The organism is Paraburkholderia solisilvae (assembly GCF_902859875.1).
GTDB classification, from domain to species: domain Bacteria; phylum Pseudomonadota; class Gammaproteobacteria; order Burkholderiales; family Burkholderiaceae; genus Paraburkholderia; species Paraburkholderia solisilvae.
On record NZ_CADIKF010000048.1, the window covers coordinates 16239 to 34061 of the forward strand.

Here is a 17823-nt window from a genome sequence, read left to right on the forward strand (position 1 = left end):
AGATCGATCGATGAAGTGGAAGGAACTCGGCTTGCTGTCGCGCCTGTTGCCTTTGTTGTCCCGACTGCGTGTCGACTTCGACACGATCAAACGCCTCGCGCAATTCGCCGCGCAACGCAGCGGCGAAGACCGCATTCCGCAGGTGGCCGGCAGCCTCACGTTCACAACGATGCTTTCGCTCGTGCCGCTTGCGACGGTGGTGTTCGCGCTCTTTACCGCGTTTCCGATTTTTGCGTCGTTTCAGACATCGCTGCAGGGTTTTCTCGCCGATCACCTGATGCCGGAGCAGTTCAATAACCAGATCTTCAAGTATCTGAACCAGTTCGCGTCGAAGGCGAAGGGTCTGACGACGCTCGGCATGATCGTGCTGCTCGTTACGTCGGTGATGACGATGATGACGGTCGAGTCCGCGTTCAACGTGATCTGGCGCGTGCGCAAGGCGCGGCCGTTCGCGCAGCGGGTGCTGGTGTATTGGGCGATCCTGACGCTCGGCCCGCTGCTGATCGGCGTGAGCCTGTCGATTTCATCGTATCTCTTCACGCGCTCGATGGCGTACACGGCCACGCAGCATATTCCGTCGATGATCGAATGGTCGCTGACGGGCGCCGCGCTGCCGCTGACGGTGCTCGCGTTTACGCTGATGTACGTGTATTTGCCGAATTGCCGCGTCGAATGGCGCGATGCGGCGGTGGGCGGACTGTGCGCGGCCATCGCATTCGAGCTCGCGAAGCGCGGCTTCGGCTTCTACATTCGCCGCATCCCGAGCTATACGGCGGTGTATGGCGCATTCGCGGTGGTGCCGTTGTTCCTGCTGTGGATGTACCTGAGCTGGTTCATTACGCTGGCCGGCGCGATGATCGCATCGGCGTTGCCGGCGATTCGCATCGGGCAGTTTCACCGGCCTTACTTCGCCGGCGGCGACCTGCTGTATGCGCTCGAACTGCTCGCCACATTGAGCGAAGCGCGCGACGCCGGTTCGCGCGGCTATACGGTGCCGGAGCTCGCACGGATGCTGCGCCGCGATCTGGATACGACCGTGCGGCTGCTGCAGCAACTGGAGACGATCGGCTGGATCGTGCCGCTCGACGAAAACGGTTTGCAGCCTCATTACGTGCTGCTTGCGAATCCGCATCAGATCACCGTCAGGCAACTGTACGATCTGCTGGTGATCGACCGCCGCGAGCTCGCGTATCAGGTCAATCTCGATTCGTCGCGCCTGCACGCGGTGACCCTGCTGAGCGCGCTCGAAAACGACAGGCTCGACCTGACGCTCGCCGCGTTGATCACGGCGCGCGCGGACGAACGGGCCGCGCAGCAGACGGATGACGCGGCGAGCGATGCGTCGGCGATGCCGCATCGGATTGCGTGAGGCACGCGCCGCGGGTTGCTGGGGTGGACTGCGTGCGTGAGTGGTTTGCGTGATCGGTTCGCCCGCGCGGCGTGCGTGATCAGGTTGCCGCAGTGGCTTACCCGAACACTTTGCGCGAGCGTGCACACCAGCGAGTGCGATCGACATGAAGCAGGTGCGCGTCGCATCCGTGCTCCGCATGAGTGCTCCGCATGTGCGCGCGACAAACATTCTGAACGGGCGCACCGCTTCGCCTTCGCGTTGACCACGCGACGACTAGATCGAGATTTTCCCCGTGCAGATGTCCTTGAACATCACCCAGTCGCCCATCAGGCTGTAAACCGGATGGCGGAACGTGGCGGGGCGATTCTTTTCGAAGAAGAAATGCCCGACCCATGCGCACCCGTATCCGCATATGACCGCAACGGGCAGCCACAGCCAGTCGGCCGATGCGAGCGCCATCGCGACACAGCCGATCACGCCTAGCGAGCCGAGAAAGTGCAGGCGCCGCGACGCGAGATTGCGATGTTCTTCCAGATAGTACGGATAAAACTCGGCGAAATTCGCGAAATGCGGTTCGTCGTGTGTGGAATGCGGATCCATCTTCGGCTCCCGTGCGTTGCCGCTTGCAGGTCGAATTCATTGTGCTGCGTTCCACCCGGCGGCGCAACCTGGCCATCCGGACGATGGTGCGCTACCGCCTATGCGGATAAGGTGGCGGCGATGCGTTCGCGATGCCGTGATCGTCCGCAAACGCGCTGCCGCGGCAAACCGCGGCCCGCGCTCGCGAGATTCGCACGGCGCGCGTACCGCGCATCAGGCGAGGCATCCGCTACGGTTGCGCCGATGCTGGGCCTGATGGGCTGGGGCTGCTCGCTGCCTGGGTCGCGAACGAGTAGAGCGCGTCGAGCGTCGCATCGGGCTGTTCGGCCATCAGCGCGTGACCGGCATCGAGCGTGACGATATCGAACCGCACACGGGCCTGCCGGAACGCATCGGCGAGCGCGCGGGTCGCGCGCGGCGGCGTCATCAGATCGCGCCGGCCGATCAGCATACGCACGGGGCAGCGCACCTGCGCGGCGCGCGCGAGGCCGTCCGCGTAGTCGTTGCACGCGCTGAAGTCGGTATGAAAAAGGTGGGGCTCGCCGTTCGCCGCGACACGTTCCATCAGGCGCTGGTTCATCCCGTGCAGCCAGAAGCCGGGCGCGGGGCACGACGGTTTCGCGGCGATCGTCGAATGCGACCACTGGTTGACCATGTCGATCGCTTCCGGCTCACGCTCGCGCGCCGCATCGAGCAGCGCATCGGAAACGGTCATGGGGACCGCCGTTGCCGCGAGCGCGAGATGCGTCGTGCGAGCGGGGTGGCGCGCCGCGAAGTCGAGCGCGACGAGCGACCCCATGCTGTGTCCGGCAATCAACGCGCGTGCCGCGCCGGTCGCGTCGAGCAGCGCCGCGAGCCAGTCCGCGAGCGCGCCGATGGTGCGCAGCGCGGGGCCGGCGCTGCGGCAGTGCCCCGGCAGATCAGGGGCGAGCACGCCGAAGCCGTGATGCGCGAAGTAACGGGTCTGCAACGCCCATACGCTGTGATCGTGTTCGGCGCCGTGAATAAAGACGGCGGTCGGCCGCGCCGGGTCGAAGGGTTGGCCGCCGGTGTACGCGTAGGCGGACTTGCCGTGCACGTCGACTATCATCACGACGCCTTGCGCGAGTCGCCGGCCTTGGCGCGAGAGGTGGCCGTCTTGTGCCGCGGGCCGCCCGCGCCGCCGCCCGCGGGTTGCTGAGCGGACTTGACCTCGGTCTTCAGCGCAACCTTCAGCGCGCGCTTGAGATCGTCGATCAGATCATCCGGGTCTTCGAGGCCGATCGACAGGCGCACGGTGCCTTCCCTGATGCCGGCGGCCGCGAGTGCGGCGGCATCCATCCGGAAGTGCGTCGTGGATGCGGGGTGGATCACCAGCGAGCGCGCGTCGCCGACGTTCGCCAGATGCGAAAACAGTGCGAGCGCGTCGATAAAGCGGCGGCCGGCGGCGCGATCGCCGCGCAGATCGAAGCTGAATACCGCACCGGCGCCGCGCGGCAGCAGGCGCTGCGCGAGCGCGTGGTCCGGATGACTGGGCAGTTCGGGGTAGGCGATCGAGTCGACAGCCGGGTGGGCGGCGAGAAACCCGACCACCTTGCGTGTATTCGCCACATGGCGCTCCATACGCAGCGGCAGCGTCTCGATGCCCTGCAGCAACTGCCACGCGGCTTGCGGGTGCAGACAGGCGCCGAAGTCGCGCAGCCCCTCGCGGCGCGCATGCAGCAGGAAGGGCGCAACCGTGCTTTCTTCGGCGAACACCATGCCGTGCAAGCCCGCGTACGGTTCGGTGAACTCGGGAAAGCGTCCCGACGCGGCGAAGTCGAACCTGCCGCCGTCCACCAGCACGCCGCCGATCGTCGTGCCGTGGCCGCCGAGAAACTTGGTCGCCGAGTGGTAGACGAAGTCGGCGCCGTGCTCGAACGGCCTGATCAGATACGGCGTCGTGAACGTCGAATCGACGAGCAGCGGCACGCGGTGCGTATGCGCGATCTGCGAGAGCGTCGCGATATCGAGTACGTCGAGGCCCGGGTTGCCGAGCGTTTCGCCGAACAGCAAGCGCGTATTCGCGCGCAGCGCGGCGCGCCAGCCGTCGATGTCGCCTGGCCTGACGAAGGTGGTCTCGATGCCGAAGCGCGGCAACGTGTAATTCAGCAGGTTATGCGACCCGCCATAAAGCGCGCTCGACGCGACGATATGGGAGCCCGCGCCCATCAGTGTGGCGATCGCCAGATGCAGCGCCGCCTGACCGCTGGCCGTGCCGATTGCCCCCGCGCCCTGTTCGAGCGCGGCCACCCGCTCCTCGAAGACGGCCACGGTCGGGTTCGAGATCCGCGAGTAAACGTGGCCCGCACGTTCCATATTGAAAAGCGCGGCGGCGTGGTCGGTATCGCGAAACGCAAAGGAGGCGGTTTGATAGATCGGCGTCGCGCGCGCGCCGGTGGCAGGGTCGGGGGCCGCGCCAGCATGCAGCGCAAGCGTGTCGAAACGGTTGGCAGGCATGGATACCGCAGGCCGTTGAGCCGCGCGAAGGTGACGGTGCGGCCATCGTATCACCCAGGTGCCTGCTTTCCTTTTAGGGGTCTTTCCGCTAGCATCAAAAATAATGCCATTCAAGCCTATCCGCGCTTCATCAGGAGACGAGTCATGCGAGTCAGCGATATCCTCAAAGTCAAAGGGAACACCTTATTCACGGTGACGCCCGATACCCCGCTCAATGACGCGGTCGATGCGATGGCCGAACACGATATCGGTTCGCTCGTCGTGATGGAGTACGGCGACCTGGTCGGCATGCTGACCTTCCGCGAGATCATCCTTACGTTGTCGCGCAACGGCGGCAGCGTCGGCACCACGACGATCCGCAAGATCATGGACGACCATCCGCTCACCTGCACGCCGGAAACGGATGTCAATGAGGTGCGCCGCATGATGCTCGAACATCACGTGCGCTATCTGCCGGTGATGGAAAGCCGCGCGCTGATGGGCGTGATTTCGTTCTATGACGTCGCGAAAGCGGTTGTCGAAGAGCAGGGCTTCGAGAACCGGATGCTGAAGGCTTATATTCGCGACTGGCCGGAAGAGCGGGAACAGGCGCAGTAAGAAGGCCGGCAAAGGCGCAGCGCGGGTCCGGCGGGTCCAACTGGTCCAGCGGGTCCAGTAAGGACCTCCGTTACGGGCCGTATCCGTCGGTCGTCGCTGTGGGCCCTAGTTGTGGGCGATAGCGGCGGTCATAGCCGCGGGTCATAGCTCTTTATGGCATCCGGCTTCATATAACACCGCCCGCCGCGACAGGCGCGATGCGGCCACGCTTGCCCGCCATCGAACCCGCACACGAGCAAGCTTCACGTTACGGTGACACCCGTTTGGTGTACGGTACGGGTTATCCCGATGTCGCCGCGATGCCGCGGATACCGGGATCGCTGACAATACCCGCAGCGCGCGCGCAAGCGTGCGCTTTTTTGTGTCCGCCGTCGCCACTACCGCAGCCTCGCCGCACTTCGTGCTGCGTTGCCCTGTCGCGTGCAGGACGGACCTATTCTCCACCTTACATTGAGCCTTCCGGCCTCACCCGCCCACCGATGAGCGACCGACCGCTACCCGCCGCCCGCCGCGCCGCCGATGCCGATGGCGCGCACGAATCGCAGTTCCGCCTGCTGCGCGAGCGGCGTTTCGCACCGTTTTTCTGGACCCAGTTCCTCGGTGCGATGAACGACAACGTGTTCAAGATCGGTTTCACGTCGCTCGTGACCTATCAGGCGGCGCGTTTTTCCGGCGTGAATGCGGACACCGCCGCGTTTTTGATCTCCGCCATCTTTATCCTGCCGTTCGTGCTGTTTTCCGCAACGTCCGGCCAGATCGCCGACAAGTACGACAAGGCGATGCTCACGCGTTTCGTGAAGACCTTCGAGATCGTCGTGATGCTGGTCGGCGGCGCGGGCTTCTGGCTGCACAGCGCGCCGCTGCTGTATCTGTGCACGTTCATGATGGGCGTGCATTCGACGCTGTTCGGCCCGGTCAAATACGCGTATCTGCCGCAGCATCTGGAAAAGCGCGAACTGGTCGGCGGCAACGGGCTGGTCGAGATGGGCACGTTCGTCGCGATTCTGCTCGGCACGATCGTCGGCGGCGCCGCGGCGGGCGTTGCCGCGCACGGTGAAGCGATTCTCGCGGGCGGTTGCATCGCGATCGCGGTGATCGGGCGGGTGGTGTCCGGCTTTGTGCCCGCCTCGCGGCCTGCTCAGGCCGGCCTGCGGATCAACTGGAATCCGGTCAGCGAAACCTGGCGCAATCTGAAGCTCGCGCGCGAGGACCGCGTGGTGTTTCTGAGCCTGCTCGGCATTTCGTGGCTGTGGTTTGTCGGCGCGACCTTTCTGTCGTCGTTTTTCCGTTTCGCGAAAGAAGTGCTTTCCGCGAACCCGGATGTCGTGACCGTGCTGCTCGCCACTTTTTCGCTCGGCATCGGCATCGGTTCGCTGATGTGCGAGCGCTTGTCGAAGCGCCGCATCGAGATTGGCCTCGTGCCGCTCGGGTCGATCGGCATGAGCGTGTTCGCGATCGATCTGTTTCTTGCGAGCCATACGTTGAAAGGCGCGCCGCATCTGCTGTCGGTTGCGGAGTTTCTCGCGATGCCCGCGCACTGGCGCGTGCTCGCCGATCTGTTTCTGCTTGCGATGTTCGGCGGCTTTTACAGCGTGCCGCTCTACGCGCTGATTCAGGCGCGCAGCCAGCCGAGCCATCGCGCGCGCATCATTGCGGCGAACAACATCCTGAATTCGCTGTTCATGATCGTGTCGGCGCTGATGGCGGTTGCGCTGACGTCGGCCGGTGTCGGCATTCCGGGCCTCTTTCTCGTGACGGCGCTGCTCAATGTCGTCGTCGCGATCTATATCTATTCGCTCGTGCCGGAGTTTTTGCTGCGCTTTATCGCGTGGCTGCTCGTGCATACGTTCTACCGGATTCGCCTGCTGCATGCCGAACGCATTCCCGAGCGCGGCGCGGCGGTGCTGGTGTGCAACCACGTGAGCTATGTCGACGCGATCGTGATCATGGCCGAAAGCCCGCGGCCGATCCGCTTCGTGATGGATCGCGAGATTTTCAGCATGCCGTTGGTCGGCTGGCTGTTCCGCGACGCAAAGGCGATTCCGATCGCGCCCGCGCGCGAGGACGCCGCGTTGCTCGAGCATGCTTACGACACCTGCGCGCAGGCGCTCGCCGACGGCGAACTGGTCTGCATCTTTCCCGAGGGGAAACTGACGCGCACCGGCGAGCTGAATCCGTTTCGCCATGGCGTCACGGAGATTCTGCGGCGCGCGCCGGCGCCGGTCGTGCCGATGGCGCTGTGCGGGTTATGGGGCAGTGTTTTTTCGCGCGCTGGCGCGCATTGGCCGCGCCCCTTGCATAAGGGCGTGATGAGCCGGCTGACGCTGGCGGTCGGCGAGCCGCTCGATCCGGCGCAGGTGAGCCCGGAAGGCTTGCAGCAGATCGTGACGGACTTGCGCGGCGCGGTTAAATAGCCGCGCGGACAGGTCGGCGAAGAGGCAGCCGACGAGAAGGGGCAGCCGACGAAGGGGCAGCCTGCGAAGAGGCCGCGGGCGAAGAGGCAACTGGCGAAGAGGCAACTGGCGAAGAGGCAACTGGCGAGAGGGCAACCGCGAGAGGGCAGTCGGCGAAAGCGCAACTGCGAAAAGCGCAGCCGGCGCAAAGGCTGGGAAGGGCGCACGATCGGGCGCGCAGAAGCGCGCCCGAATCGCCGGAAACGGCCCGCGAAAAGGACAGAAAACACGCCCGTAAACACGCGCACACACGCACAGGCACGCTCCCCCCGCTCGCCGCGCGGGACCGGCATCACCCGAGGCTGGCATAATGACGGCTTCCCCGCTTTACTTTGGACGACGCTCATGTCCGGCAATACGCTCGGTACGCTTTTCACCGTCACGACCTTCGGCGAATCGCACGGTCCTGCGATCGGTTGTGTGATCGACGGCTGCCCGCCGGGCATGATGCTCGGCGAAGCCGATATCCAGGGTGAACTCGACCGTCGCAAGCCCGGCACGTCGCGGCATGTCACGCAGCGTCAGGAAGAGGACAAGGTCGAGATTCTGTCCGGCGTCTTCGAAGGGCGCACCACCGGCGCGCCGATCGCGCTGCTGATCCGCAATACCGATCAGCGCAGCAAGGACTACGGCAATATCGTCGAAACGTTCCGCCCCGGTCACGCCGATTACACCTATTGGCAGAAATACGGCATCCGCGACTATCGCGGCGGCGGCCGCTCGTCGGCACGTCTGACCGCGCCGACCGTCGCGGCGGGCGCGGTCGCGAAGAAGTGGCTGCGCGAGCAGTTCGGCACCGAGATTCGCGGTTATATGGCCGCGCTGGGCGAGGTCGACGTGCCGTTTGTCGACTGGGCGCAGGTGCGTGAGAACCCGTTCTTCGCGCCGAATGCGGACATCGTGCCGCAGCTCGAAGCGTATATGGATGCGTTGCGCAAGGACGGCGATTCGATCGGCGCGCGCATCAACGTGGTTGCATCCGGCGTGCCGGTCGGGCTCGGCGAGCCGCTCTTCGACCGGCTCGACGCCGACATCGCGCACGCGATGATGGGCATCAATGCCGTGAAGGGCGTCGAGATCGGCGCGGGCTTCGCGAGCGTGGCGCAACGCGGCTCGGTGCACGGCGACGAACTGACACCCGAGGGCTTCGTCGGCAACCATGCGGGCGGCGTGCTCGGCGGCATATCGACCGGGCAGGACATCACCGTGTCGATTGCGATCAAGCCGACCTCGAGCATCCGCACGCCGCGCCGCTCGATCGACAAGGCCGGGCAACCTGCCGTCGTCGAAACGTTTGGGCGGCACGACCCGTGCGTCGGCATCCGCGCGACGCCGATTGCCGAGGCGATGCTGGCGCTGGTGCTGATCGATCACGCGCTGCGGCATCGCGCGCAGTGCGGCGACGTGGTCGTCGCGACGCCGAAGATTGCAGCGAGCGCGCCTTAAGGCTCTTAACGCCGCCGTTAGCGCCCTTGGAGCCCTTAGCGCTCTTGGAGCCTTAAGGCAGGCACGAGTAAGCGCGCAGCGTTGTAACGCGACGACGTATCGTTACGCGGAGCGCACCGCACCGTCACGCAAAGGCGCATCGCTACGCAGAGCGTTGTAACCCGAGCGCGCATCGCGAGGTAGCGCGCCGTAACGTGAAGGCACGCGCATCGCGACGCGCGTGCTGTAACCGCGCATCGTCACGGTTAGCCGCTACAGAGATCACGACAAACGCGATCGTGAAAGCCGCCGCGATGGTTCACGGTGATGAGCGGCGAGCGAGGCCGTCAAGCCAACAGACCGGCACGCGAGTCCGCACAAATTTCCCGACCGTGGAGCACGAGAATGACAAACTCCACACCGCAAGGCGCCGATGCGTTGGCGCAACTTCACGCGCACGCCGTCGCGCCGAACGCGGTGGCCGCTGATTGGCTCGCGTATGGCCGCGCGCTGATCGCAGCAGCCGGCCGAGACATCCCCCGCCTGCGCGACGCGCTGAACGCGCTGGTGCGCGCATGGCGGCTCGACGCATCGAGCGACCCCACCTTGCTGCCGACGATCGCGCAGACCGCGTTTATCGTGCACGACTGGCAGATGGTCGAATCCGCGACCGAATTGCTGCTCGCGCGCGATCCCGCCGATGCGAACGCGCTCGTCTGGCGCGCGGCCGCCGCGCAACAGCGCGACGATTTCGACGAAGCGCAGCGTTTGCTGCTCGAAGCCGCGCGTGTCGCGCCGAACCATCCGGTGGTCTTGCACAAGCTCGCGCTGTGCATCAAGGAACAGGCGCGCTTCGCCGAAGCCGAAGGGCTGTTGCGCCGCGTGCTCGAACTGTCGCCGGACAGTGCGTATGCGCTGTTCGATCTCGCGGAGCTTGAGATTCGCGCGGGCCGCTTCGCGCAAGGCTGGCCGCGCTACGAAGCGCGCCTCGCGTTCGACGATGGCGTCAACCCCGCGCAACGGGCGCTCGCGGCGACCAGCCCGCATTGGCGCGGCGAGCCGCTCGCGGGCAAGACGCTGGTCGTCTATGGCGAGCAGGGGCACGGCGATTGTCTGTGGTCGGCGCGCTTTCTGCCGCTGATCGCGCAACGCGCGCGCGAGGAAGGCGGTCGCGTGATCTTCGGTCACGATGGACCGCTGCGGTCGCTATTCGAACGCATGCTGCCCGCCGACGTGACGCTCGAGACGAACCTCGACACGCATCCCGACTACCACTGCGGGCTGATGAGCCTGCCGCTGCATCTCGGCATCACGGACGCGGCCGGGTGGGGGCATCCGTATCTGAGCGCGGACCCGGCGCGCATCGAGGCGTGGCAGGCGCATACGGATGCGGCGGCGAGCGCGGAGCAGCGTCGCGTCGGTCTCGTCTGGAACGGCAACCCCGCGCATAGTCGCGATGCGCGCCGCTCCGTTCCGATCGATCAACTCGAGCCGCTCTTCGCGGTGCCGGGCGTCACCTGGTTCGCGCTGTCGCCGGGCCGTGCACAGACGGTCACGCAATGGCAGGCGCGCGGCGTGAAGATCGTCGACCCGAGTGCGCAGTTCAGCGCGGGCTTCGACGATGTCGCCGCGTTGCTGATAAATCTCGACCTTGTGGTGACGATCGACAGCGGTCCCGCGCATCTGGCCGGTGCGCTCGGCGTGCCGACCTGCCTGATGATCGATCACGTGTCCGCGTGGTTCTGGGGCAATGAAACGCAAAGCACGCCGTGGTATGGCTCGATCGAGCTATACCGGCAGCCTTCGGTCGGCGCATGGGCGCCGGTCATCGACAACGTGAGGGCGAGAGTCGAAGCGCTGGCGGCGACGCGTCGCGCGTAGCGGCACGCCCGCCGCGCGCATTACGCGCATTGCGCCGCGTCACATGTTCGGGTAGTTCGGCCCGCCGCCGCCTTCGGGCGTGACCCACACGATGTTCTGCGTCGGGTCCTTGATGTCGCAGGTCTTGCAGTGCACGCAGTTCTGCGCGTTGATCACAAGACGCTCGTTGCCGTCGTCGCCTTTCACGAACTCGTAGACCGCGGCCGGACAATAGCGGCTTTCCGGTCCCGCGTAGGTTCTGAAGTTCACGTTGACCGGCACCGACGGGTCTTTCAGCGTCAGGTGCGGCGGCTGGTTCTCTTCGTGATTCGTGTTCGAGATGAAGACCGAAGACAAACGATCGAAGGTCAGCTTGCCATCCGGCTTCGGATAATCGATCGGCCTGCACGCGGACGCGGGCTTCAGCGTCTCGTGGTCCCAGTGACGGTGATGCAGCGTCCACGGCACATTGCCGCCGAACAGCTTCTGCTCGATGCCGACCATCAGCGTGCCGAGATACAGCCCCTTGCTCATCCACTGCTTGAAATTGCGCGCGCGATGCAGTTCGCTGTGCAGCCACGATTGCTTGAACGCGTCCGGATAAGCGCTCAGTTCGTCGCGCTCACGGCCCGCTTGCAGCGCATCGAACGCGGCTTGCGCGGCCATCATGCCGGACTTGATCGCCGCATGACTGCCCTTGATGCGCGACGCATTCAGGAAGCCCGCGTCGTCGCCGACCAGCGCGCCGCCGGGGAACACGAGTTTCGGCAGCGACAGCAGTCCGCCCGCGGTAATCGCGCGTGCGCCGTATGACACGCGCTTGCCGCCTTCGAGGAACGCGCGAATCGACGGATGCGTCTTGTAGCGCTGGAATTCCTCGAACGGCGACAGATACGGATTCGTATAGCCGAGCCCGACGACAAAGCCGACCATCACCTGGTTGTTGTCGATGTGATAGAGGAACGAGCCGCCGTAGGTTTGCGTGTCGAGCGGCCAGCCGGCGGTGTGGATCACGAGGCCGGGCTTGTGCTTCGCGGGGTCGATTTCCCACAGCTCCTTGATGCCGATTCCGTAGACCTGCGGTTCGGCGCCGTCGCGCAGCCTGAAGGTGTCCTGCAGCTGGCGCCCGAGATGTCCGCGCGCGCCTTCGCAGAAAAGCGTGTATTTCGCGTGCAGCTCCATGCCGAGCTGGAAATTTTCGGTCGGCTCGCCGTCCTTGCCGATGCCCATGTTGCCGGTCACGACGCCCTTCACCGCGCCGTCGTCGCCATACAGCACGTCGGCCGCCGGAAAGCCCGGAAAGATTTCGACGCCGAGCGCCTCGGCCTGTTGCCCGAGCCAGCGCGTCACGTTCGCGAGGCTGATCACGTAATTGCCGTGATTCTTGAAGTTGTCGGGCAGCGCCCAGTTCGGCACCGCGGTCGCGCCCGTTTCGGACAGGAAAAGGAAGCGGTCTTCGGTTACTTCCACGGTAAGCGGCGCGCCCTTTTCCTTCCAGTCCGGCATCAGTTCGTTGAGCGCGCGCGGGTCCATCACCGCGCCGGACAGGATATGAGCCCCGATCTCCGATCCCTTCTCGAGCACGCAGACGCCCAGCTCCGCGCCTTTTTCGGCCGCGAGCTGCTTGAGCCGGATTGCCGCGGCAAGCCCAGCCGGCCCGCCGCCGACGACCACGACGTCGTATTCCATCGACTCGCGCGGGCCGTACTGCTCAATGAGACTTGCGGGGGTCATTGAAACTCCTCTTACCGTTAGAATGCTTTTTTCGGGATCGTATTGTGGGCGAACGGTCTCGACGCTGCAACCGAATGCACCCTCATTAGCACGATCGTACTATTATTCGACTCCGGGCTTGACACCGCATCGCTTCGCGCGGGCGTTGCGGGATGCCGCGCAATACAGCCGCTTCCCGCGCACCGCGCTGTGCACATGATGCGCGTGCGCGCTGATGCCGTGTCGCCCCGGGGCGCTCCAACGATTCAAGGAAAACCACAATGGGCCGTTCGATCAATCTGGAAGGCAAGGTCGCGCTGATTACCGGCGCCTCCGTTGGGCTTGGCAAGCGGTTCGCACAAGTGTTGTCGCAGGCCGGCGCGAAGGTGGTGCTGGCGAGCCGCCGCGTCGAGCGCCTGAAGGAACTGCGTGCCGAAATCGAAGCGTCCGGCGGCGCCGCGCACGTCGTGTCGATCGACGTCACCGACTATCAAAGCATCAAGGCCGCGGTCGCGCACGCGGAAACCGAGGCCGGCACGATCGACATTCTTGTCAACAACTCCGGCGTGTCGACCACGCAGCGTCTCGCGGAAGTGACGCCCGCGGACTTCGAATACGTGTTCGACACGAACACGCGCGGCGCGTTTTTCGTCGCGCAGGAAGTCGCGAAACGGATGATCATGCGCGGCGCGGGCAGCGGCGGCAAGCCGCCGTACCGCATCATCAACATCGCGTCGATGGCCGGTTTGCGCGTCGTGCCGCAAATCGGCCTGTACGCGATGAGCAAGGCGGCGGTCGTTCATATGACGAAGGCGATGGCGCAGGAGTGGGGCCGGCACGGCATCAATGTGAACGCGATCTGCCCCGGCTACATCGAAACCGAGATGAACCACCACCACTGGTCGACCGAGCAGGGCCAGAAGCTGATCTCGATGCTGCCGCGCCACCGCGTCGGCAAGCCCGAAGACCTCGACGGCCTGCTGTTGCTGCTCGCGGCCGACGAGTCGCAATTCATCAACGGCTCGATCATCGCCGCCGACGACGGGTTCGGCATTTCGTAAGCCTTTTCGTTTCGGCGCGTTCGCGCGCCTCGCGCAGCCGCGATCATGCAGAGGACGCGGCTGTGTCCGCTTTGTCCCGGAAGATTCAGATGAGCGATTACCACGCAGTATTCGAGATGTCCCTGCCGATCCGTTGGGGCGACATGGATGCGTTCGGCCATGTGAACAACACGGTCTACTTTCGCTATATGGAGCAGGTGCGGATCGGCTGGCTCGAGCAGGTCGGCGGCATGCCGGCGCCGGATGCGCGTGGGCACGGGCCGGTCGTCGTCAATGCGTCGATGGAGTTTCTGAAGCAGCTGCAGTACCCGGGCGATGTGATCGGCCGGATGTCGGTCGGCACGCCGGGCCGCAGCAGCTTCGACACAGGTTTCGTGCTGACGCGCGCCGATGATCCGCAGACCGTCTACGCGCGCGGCGCGGCGCGCTGCGTGTGGGTCGATTACGAAGCGGGCAAGTCGGTGCCGCTGCCTGAGGAACTGCGTGCGGCGATCGAGCGCGCGCCGCTCGCGCAGGCTGCCGCCGCTGCCTAGTGTGGGTGAAGCGCGGCGGGTGAAGGCGCGTGACAGGCAGACGTGTGACGCGCACGCGTCACTCACGTGTGCGCGTGTTGCAGCGTGTTGCAAGTGCGTGATCGACGTGTGCGGCGCAGGCGCGCCTCGCGCTCGATGGGCCCGCTCAATGACCCAAAAGCCGCTGCAATAATTCCGTCGCGTTGCCCGTATCGTACTTGCGCATCAATCGCGCGCGATACACATCGACCGTGCGCGAGCTGATATCGAGAATTCTGCCGATCTGCTTGCTGGTCTTGCCGGTCACGAGCTGCGCGGCGATCTCCCGTTCGCGCGGCGTCAGTTCGACCGCGACGCGCCGCGTCGCGCTCAGATCCTCGAAGGTCCACACGCCCGCCGCATGCGGGTCGGCGCGCTCGAGCGAGCGGCCGGTCACATGACACCAGAACAGCTCGCCGTTCGCGCGCTTCATGATGCGGTCGTCCGCATAGCTGCCATGCGCGCTCATGATCGGCGGAATGCGCGCGCCGATGCGCTCGAACTCGTCGGCTGACGGATACAGCACCTGAAACGACTGGCCGATCAGCGCCTCGCGCGCACAGCCGAAAATCGATGCGAGTTCGTCGTTGCAGTCTTCGATCATGCGTGAGCGCGACAGCACGAGCCCGATCGGTGCGAGGTGGAATGCGGTTTGGTAGTCCAGGGCGGGCATGAATCCGGTGTGAATACCTATGTATTTTTGCGTATTGTGCCGTAACGCGCGCGCGTCGTACCCTTGTTCCCTCACCACGCAGGTTGAGGCGGCGCGCAGGGCACACGACGCGCATGGGGCGCACGTTGTAACCCGCTGGTGCGCAATCGGCCATCCCGCCCGGTTTGCCGCTTTTCGCGTGCGGGGTCCGTCCGGCGTCTGGCGGGCGCACGGACGCGCGAGCGGAGACAGCCGCGCGCGCAGGGCCCGCCGGTTGATACACCGCCTTGCGCCAGTGACTAGAATGACGGTTCGGGCGCTGCCCGATGCACGTCGACAAGCGTCGTATCCGATGCGCACGAGAAAAACGCATCGGCTCGATTGTGGATCTCCATTCAAGGAAGGGACATATTGATGAACAAGGTCTATCCGGGCGCAGCCGAAGCGCTCAAGGACATCGTCAAGGACGGGCAGACATTCGCCGTCGGCGGCTTCGGCCTGTGTGGCATTCCTGAAGCACTGATCGCCGCGCTGCGCGATTCGGGCGTCAAGGGCATTACGTGCATCAGCAACAACGCGGGTGTCGACGGCTTCGGTCTCGGCCTGCTGCTCGAAACGCGGCAGATCAAAAAAATGATCTCGTCGTACGTCGGCGAAAACAAGGAGTTCGAGCGCCAGTTCCTCGCCGGCGAACTCGAGCTCGAATTCACGCCGCAAGGCACGCTCGCCGAGAAGCTGCGCGCGGGCGGCGCGGGCATTCCGGCGTTCTTCACGAACACGGGTTTCGGCACCGTGATCGCGGAAGGCAAGGAAACCCGCCAGTTCGGCGAGAACCACTATGTGCTCGAACATTCGCTGACCGCCGATGTCGGGCTCGTCAAGGCCTGGAAGGCGGACAAATCGGGCAATCTCGTCTATCGCCGCACCGCGCGCAACTTCAATCCGATGTGCGCGATGGCGGGCCGCGTGACGGTCGCGGAAGTCGAAGAGATCGTCGAGGTGGGCGAACTCGATCCGGACGCGATCCATACGCCGGGCATTTTCGTGCAACGGCTTGTGCTCAACGCGCATCCGGAAAAACGCATCGAACAACGTGTGACTCGCGCGAAAGGAGAGTAATCATGGCCTGGAATCGGGATGAAATGGCCGCGCGCGCGGCAAAGGAATTGCAGGACGGCTTCTACGTGAACCTCGGCATCGGCTTGCCGACGCTGGTTGCGAATCATGTGCCGGCCGGTATCGAAGTGTGGTTGCAATCGGAAAACGGTCTGCTCGGCATCGGCCCGTTTCCGACTGAAGACGAAGTCGATGCGGACATGATCAACGCGGGCAAGCAGACGGTCACGACCATGCCCGGTTCGTCGATCTTCTCGTCGGCGGATTCGTTCGCGATGATCCGCGGCGGCCACATCAATCTCGCGATCCTCGGCGCGATGCAGATCAGCAAGACCGGCGATCTCGCGAACTGGATGATCCCGGGCAAGATGATCAAAGGCATGGGCGGCGCGATGGACCTCGTGGCCGGCGTGAAGCGCGTGATCGTGCTGATGGAGCATGTCGCGAAAGGCGATCAGCACAAGATCCTCGAACAATGCACGCTGCCGTTGACGGGCGTCGGCGTCGTCGACCGGATCATCACGGACCTCGGCGTGATCGATGTGACCGGGAACGGGTTGAAGCTCGTCGAACTGGCGCCTGGCGTGACGGTCGACGAGATCAAGGCGAAGACGGGCGCGCCGCTCGATGTGAGCGCGGTGCACTGAGCGGTTCGATGACCGTGAAGCGGTGGCGGTGAGTGGCTGGTCGCGAAGCAATCGCGGTAGGGCAGTGGCCACAGAGCAGCGGCTGTGAAGCGAGATACGAAGCGGGCAGTGAAGCGGGCCATGAAGCGGGCTATGAAGCGGGCCATGAAGCGGCGGCCGTGAAACAACGGCAGCGAAGCAGTAGCCGTAAAGCTGCGACCATGAAGCAGCGACCGTGAAGCAGAACAGGGCGGGCGTGGCGAGAGCCGCGCCCGCTTCGTTTTTGGGCCAGCGGCTACAATCGATTGCACGCGCCGCATCCGGCCGCATTTTCCTGATCTCGTTTCATACGCCCAGGAGGAAATCACGATGACCGCCGAGACCGTTTCCGGTACCCCCGGCCTCAACGCCGCTTCGAGCCACAGCGCGCCGCGCCAGCGCTATGTGCAATGTCTGAGTCCGGCCGGTTTGCATCGGGTCGCGTACACGGAATGGGGTGACCCGCGTAACCCGCGCGTGCTCGTGTGCGTGCACGGCTTGACGCGCAGCGGCCGCGATTTCGACCGCCTCGCCGCGGCGATGGCCGCGACGCATCGTGTGGTCTGTCCGGATGTGGTGGGTCGCGGGCTGTCGTCATGGCTCGACAATCCGAACTTCTACGGCGTGCCGCAATACGTTGCCGATATGGTCACGCTGATCGCGCGGCTCGAAGTGGAAACGGTCGACTGGTTCGGTACGTCGATGGGCGGTCTGATCGGCATCGCGCTCGCAGGCCTGAAGGACTCGCCCGTGCGCAAATTGCTGGTGAACGACGTCGGTCCCCATATCGAACCGCAAGCGCTGGCGCGCATCGGCACGTATCTCGGCAAGCCGGCGCGTTTCGATACGTTGCAACAAGGTGTCGAGCATGCGTCGTTGCTCGCGGAATCGTTTGGACCGCTGACGGCCGATGAGTGGCGCGAGATCAACACGCCGCTGCTGCACGAACGCGACGGCGCGTGGCAATTCCGTTACGACCCGCGTATCGCGGAACCGTTCGCGGCGGTGACGCCCGAGATGACCGCACTCGGCGAGGCGGCATTATGGAAGTCGTTCGCGGCGATCGAAGGGCCGGTGCTGGTGGTGCGCGGCGCGCAGTCGGATCTGCTGTCGCGCGAGACGGTCACGCAGATGGTCGAGCGCGGGCGCAACGTATCGAGCGTCGAGATCGACGGGGTTGGACATGCGCCGGCTTTCCTCGCGCCTGACCAGATTGCGCTTGCGCGGCGCTTCTTTATCGGTGAACGCGCTGACGCGTCATAATAGCGAGTCGTGCCGCGCCCGCATGGCCGGCTCATACA

The 17823-nt window shown here is 64.9% G+C and carries 15 protein-coding genes; 10 read left to right on the forward strand and 5 right to left on the reverse strand.

Annotation, left to right across the window (positions count from 1 at the left end; all coding sequences use genetic code 11):
* Positions 1 to 10 precede the first annotated feature (10 nt).
* Positions 11 to 1369: a YihY family inner membrane protein gene (locus tag HV675_RS24655; RefSeq protein ID WP_175114072.1), complete on the forward strand. Its 1359-nt coding sequence runs from the start codon at positions 11 to 13 to the stop codon at positions 1367 to 1369.
* Positions 1370 to 1624: 255 nt separating this feature from the next.
* On the opposite strand, the gene HV675_RS24660 is transcribed toward HV675_RS24655, so the two are convergent.
* The 3 genes from HV675_RS24660 to HV675_RS24670 form a co-directional block, all read right to left on the reverse strand.
* The gene (locus HV675_RS24660) at positions 1625 to 1951 is read right to left on the reverse strand and encodes an Mpo1-like protein (RefSeq protein WP_175114073.1); all 327 of its coding nucleotides are present in this window, start codon (positions 1949 to 1951) and stop codon (positions 1625 to 1627) included.
* A gap of 229 nt (positions 1952 to 2180) precedes the next feature.
* Positions 2181 to 3041, reverse strand: a complete 861-nt coding sequence (locus HV675_RS24665; RefSeq protein ID WP_175114074.1) for an alpha/beta fold hydrolase — start codon at positions 3039 to 3041, stop codon at positions 2181 to 2183.
* Positions 3041 to 4429: an O-acetylhomoserine aminocarboxypropyltransferase gene (locus tag HV675_RS24670; protein ID WP_175114075.1), complete on the reverse strand. Its 1389-nt coding sequence runs from the start codon at positions 4427 to 4429 to the stop codon at positions 3041 to 3043. The genes HV675_RS24665 and HV675_RS24670 overlap by 1 nt, the downstream gene beginning before the upstream one ends.
* 144 nt (positions 4430 to 4573) lie before the next feature.
* Between HV675_RS24670 and HV675_RS24675 the strand changes: the two genes are divergently transcribed.
* The 4 genes from HV675_RS24675 to HV675_RS24690 all read left to right on the forward strand — a co-directional run bounded on the left by HV675_RS24675 (position 4574) and on the right by HV675_RS24690 (position 10785).
* The gene (locus tag HV675_RS24675) at positions 4574 to 5026 is read left to right on the forward strand and encodes a CBS domain-containing protein (RefSeq protein WP_175114099.1); all 453 of its coding nucleotides are present in this window, start codon (positions 4574 to 4576) and stop codon (positions 5024 to 5026) included.
* Between the two features lie 479 nt (positions 5027 to 5505).
* Positions 5506 to 7440 (forward strand): MFS transporter, encoded by a 1935-nt coding sequence (locus HV675_RS24680; protein ID WP_175114076.1) that lies wholly within the window; start codon positions 5506 to 5508, stop codon positions 7438 to 7440.
* Between the two features lie 384 nt (positions 7441 to 7824).
* Positions 7825 to 8925: a chorismate synthase gene (gene aroC / locus HV675_RS24685; RefSeq protein WP_175114077.1), complete on the forward strand. Its 1101-nt coding sequence runs from the start codon at positions 7825 to 7827 to the stop codon at positions 8923 to 8925.
* Between the two features lie 384 nt (positions 8926 to 9309).
* A complete protein-coding gene (locus tag HV675_RS24690; RefSeq protein ID WP_175114078.1) occupies positions 9310 to 10785 on the forward strand; it encodes a tetratricopeptide repeat protein in 1476 nt (491 codons plus the stop codon).
* 39 nt (positions 10786 to 10824) lie between these two features.
* Here the strand turns inward: HV675_RS24690 and HV675_RS24695 are convergent, their stop codons facing one another.
* Positions 10825 to 12498, reverse strand: a complete 1674-nt coding sequence (locus tag HV675_RS24695; RefSeq protein WP_175114079.1) for an electron transfer flavoprotein-ubiquinone oxidoreductase — start codon at positions 12496 to 12498, stop codon at positions 10825 to 10827.
* A gap of 260 nt (positions 12499 to 12758) precedes the next feature.
* Here HV675_RS24695 and HV675_RS24700 point away from each other — a divergent pair, with 260 nt between their 5' ends.
* Both HV675_RS24700 and HV675_RS24705 read left to right on the forward strand, forming a co-directional pair.
* Positions 12759 to 13538 (forward strand): SDR family oxidoreductase, encoded by a 780-nt coding sequence (locus tag HV675_RS24700; protein WP_175114080.1) that lies wholly within the window; start codon positions 12759 to 12761, stop codon positions 13536 to 13538.
* An 89-nt stretch (positions 13539 to 13627) separates the two neighbouring features.
* Positions 13628 to 14071: an acyl-CoA thioesterase gene (locus HV675_RS24705; RefSeq protein WP_175114081.1), complete on the forward strand. Its 444-nt coding sequence runs from the start codon at positions 13628 to 13630 to the stop codon at positions 14069 to 14071.
* Between the two features lie 145 nt (positions 14072 to 14216).
* Here the strand turns inward: HV675_RS24705 and HV675_RS24710 are convergent, their stop codons facing one another.
* Positions 14217 to 14762 carry a PAS and helix-turn-helix domain-containing protein gene (locus tag HV675_RS24710; RefSeq protein WP_175114082.1) on the reverse strand — a complete coding sequence of 182 codons (546 nt, stop codon included), beginning with the start codon at positions 14760 to 14762 and terminating at the stop codon, positions 14217 to 14219.
* A gap of 393 nt (positions 14763 to 15155) precedes the next feature.
* Between HV675_RS24710 and HV675_RS24715 the strand changes: the two genes are divergently transcribed.
* The 3 genes from HV675_RS24715 to HV675_RS24725 all read left to right on the forward strand — a co-directional run bounded on the left by HV675_RS24715 (position 15156) and on the right by HV675_RS24725 (position 17785).
* Positions 15156 to 15860, forward strand: coding sequence for a CoA transferase subunit A (locus tag HV675_RS24715; protein ID WP_175114083.1), 705 nt, complete (start codon positions 15156 to 15158; stop codon positions 15858 to 15860).
* A gap of 2 nt (positions 15861 to 15862) precedes the next feature.
* Positions 15863 to 16504 carry a CoA transferase subunit B gene (locus HV675_RS24720; RefSeq protein WP_175114084.1) on the forward strand — a complete coding sequence of 214 codons (642 nt, stop codon included), beginning with the start codon at positions 15863 to 15865 and terminating at the stop codon, positions 16502 to 16504.
* Between the two features lie 348 nt (positions 16505 to 16852).
* Positions 16853 to 17785 carry an alpha/beta fold hydrolase gene (locus HV675_RS24725; protein ID WP_175114085.1) on the forward strand — a complete coding sequence of 311 codons (933 nt, stop codon included), beginning with the start codon at positions 16853 to 16855 and terminating at the stop codon, positions 17783 to 17785.
* The last annotated feature ends 38 nt before the right edge of the window (positions 17786 to 17823 follow it).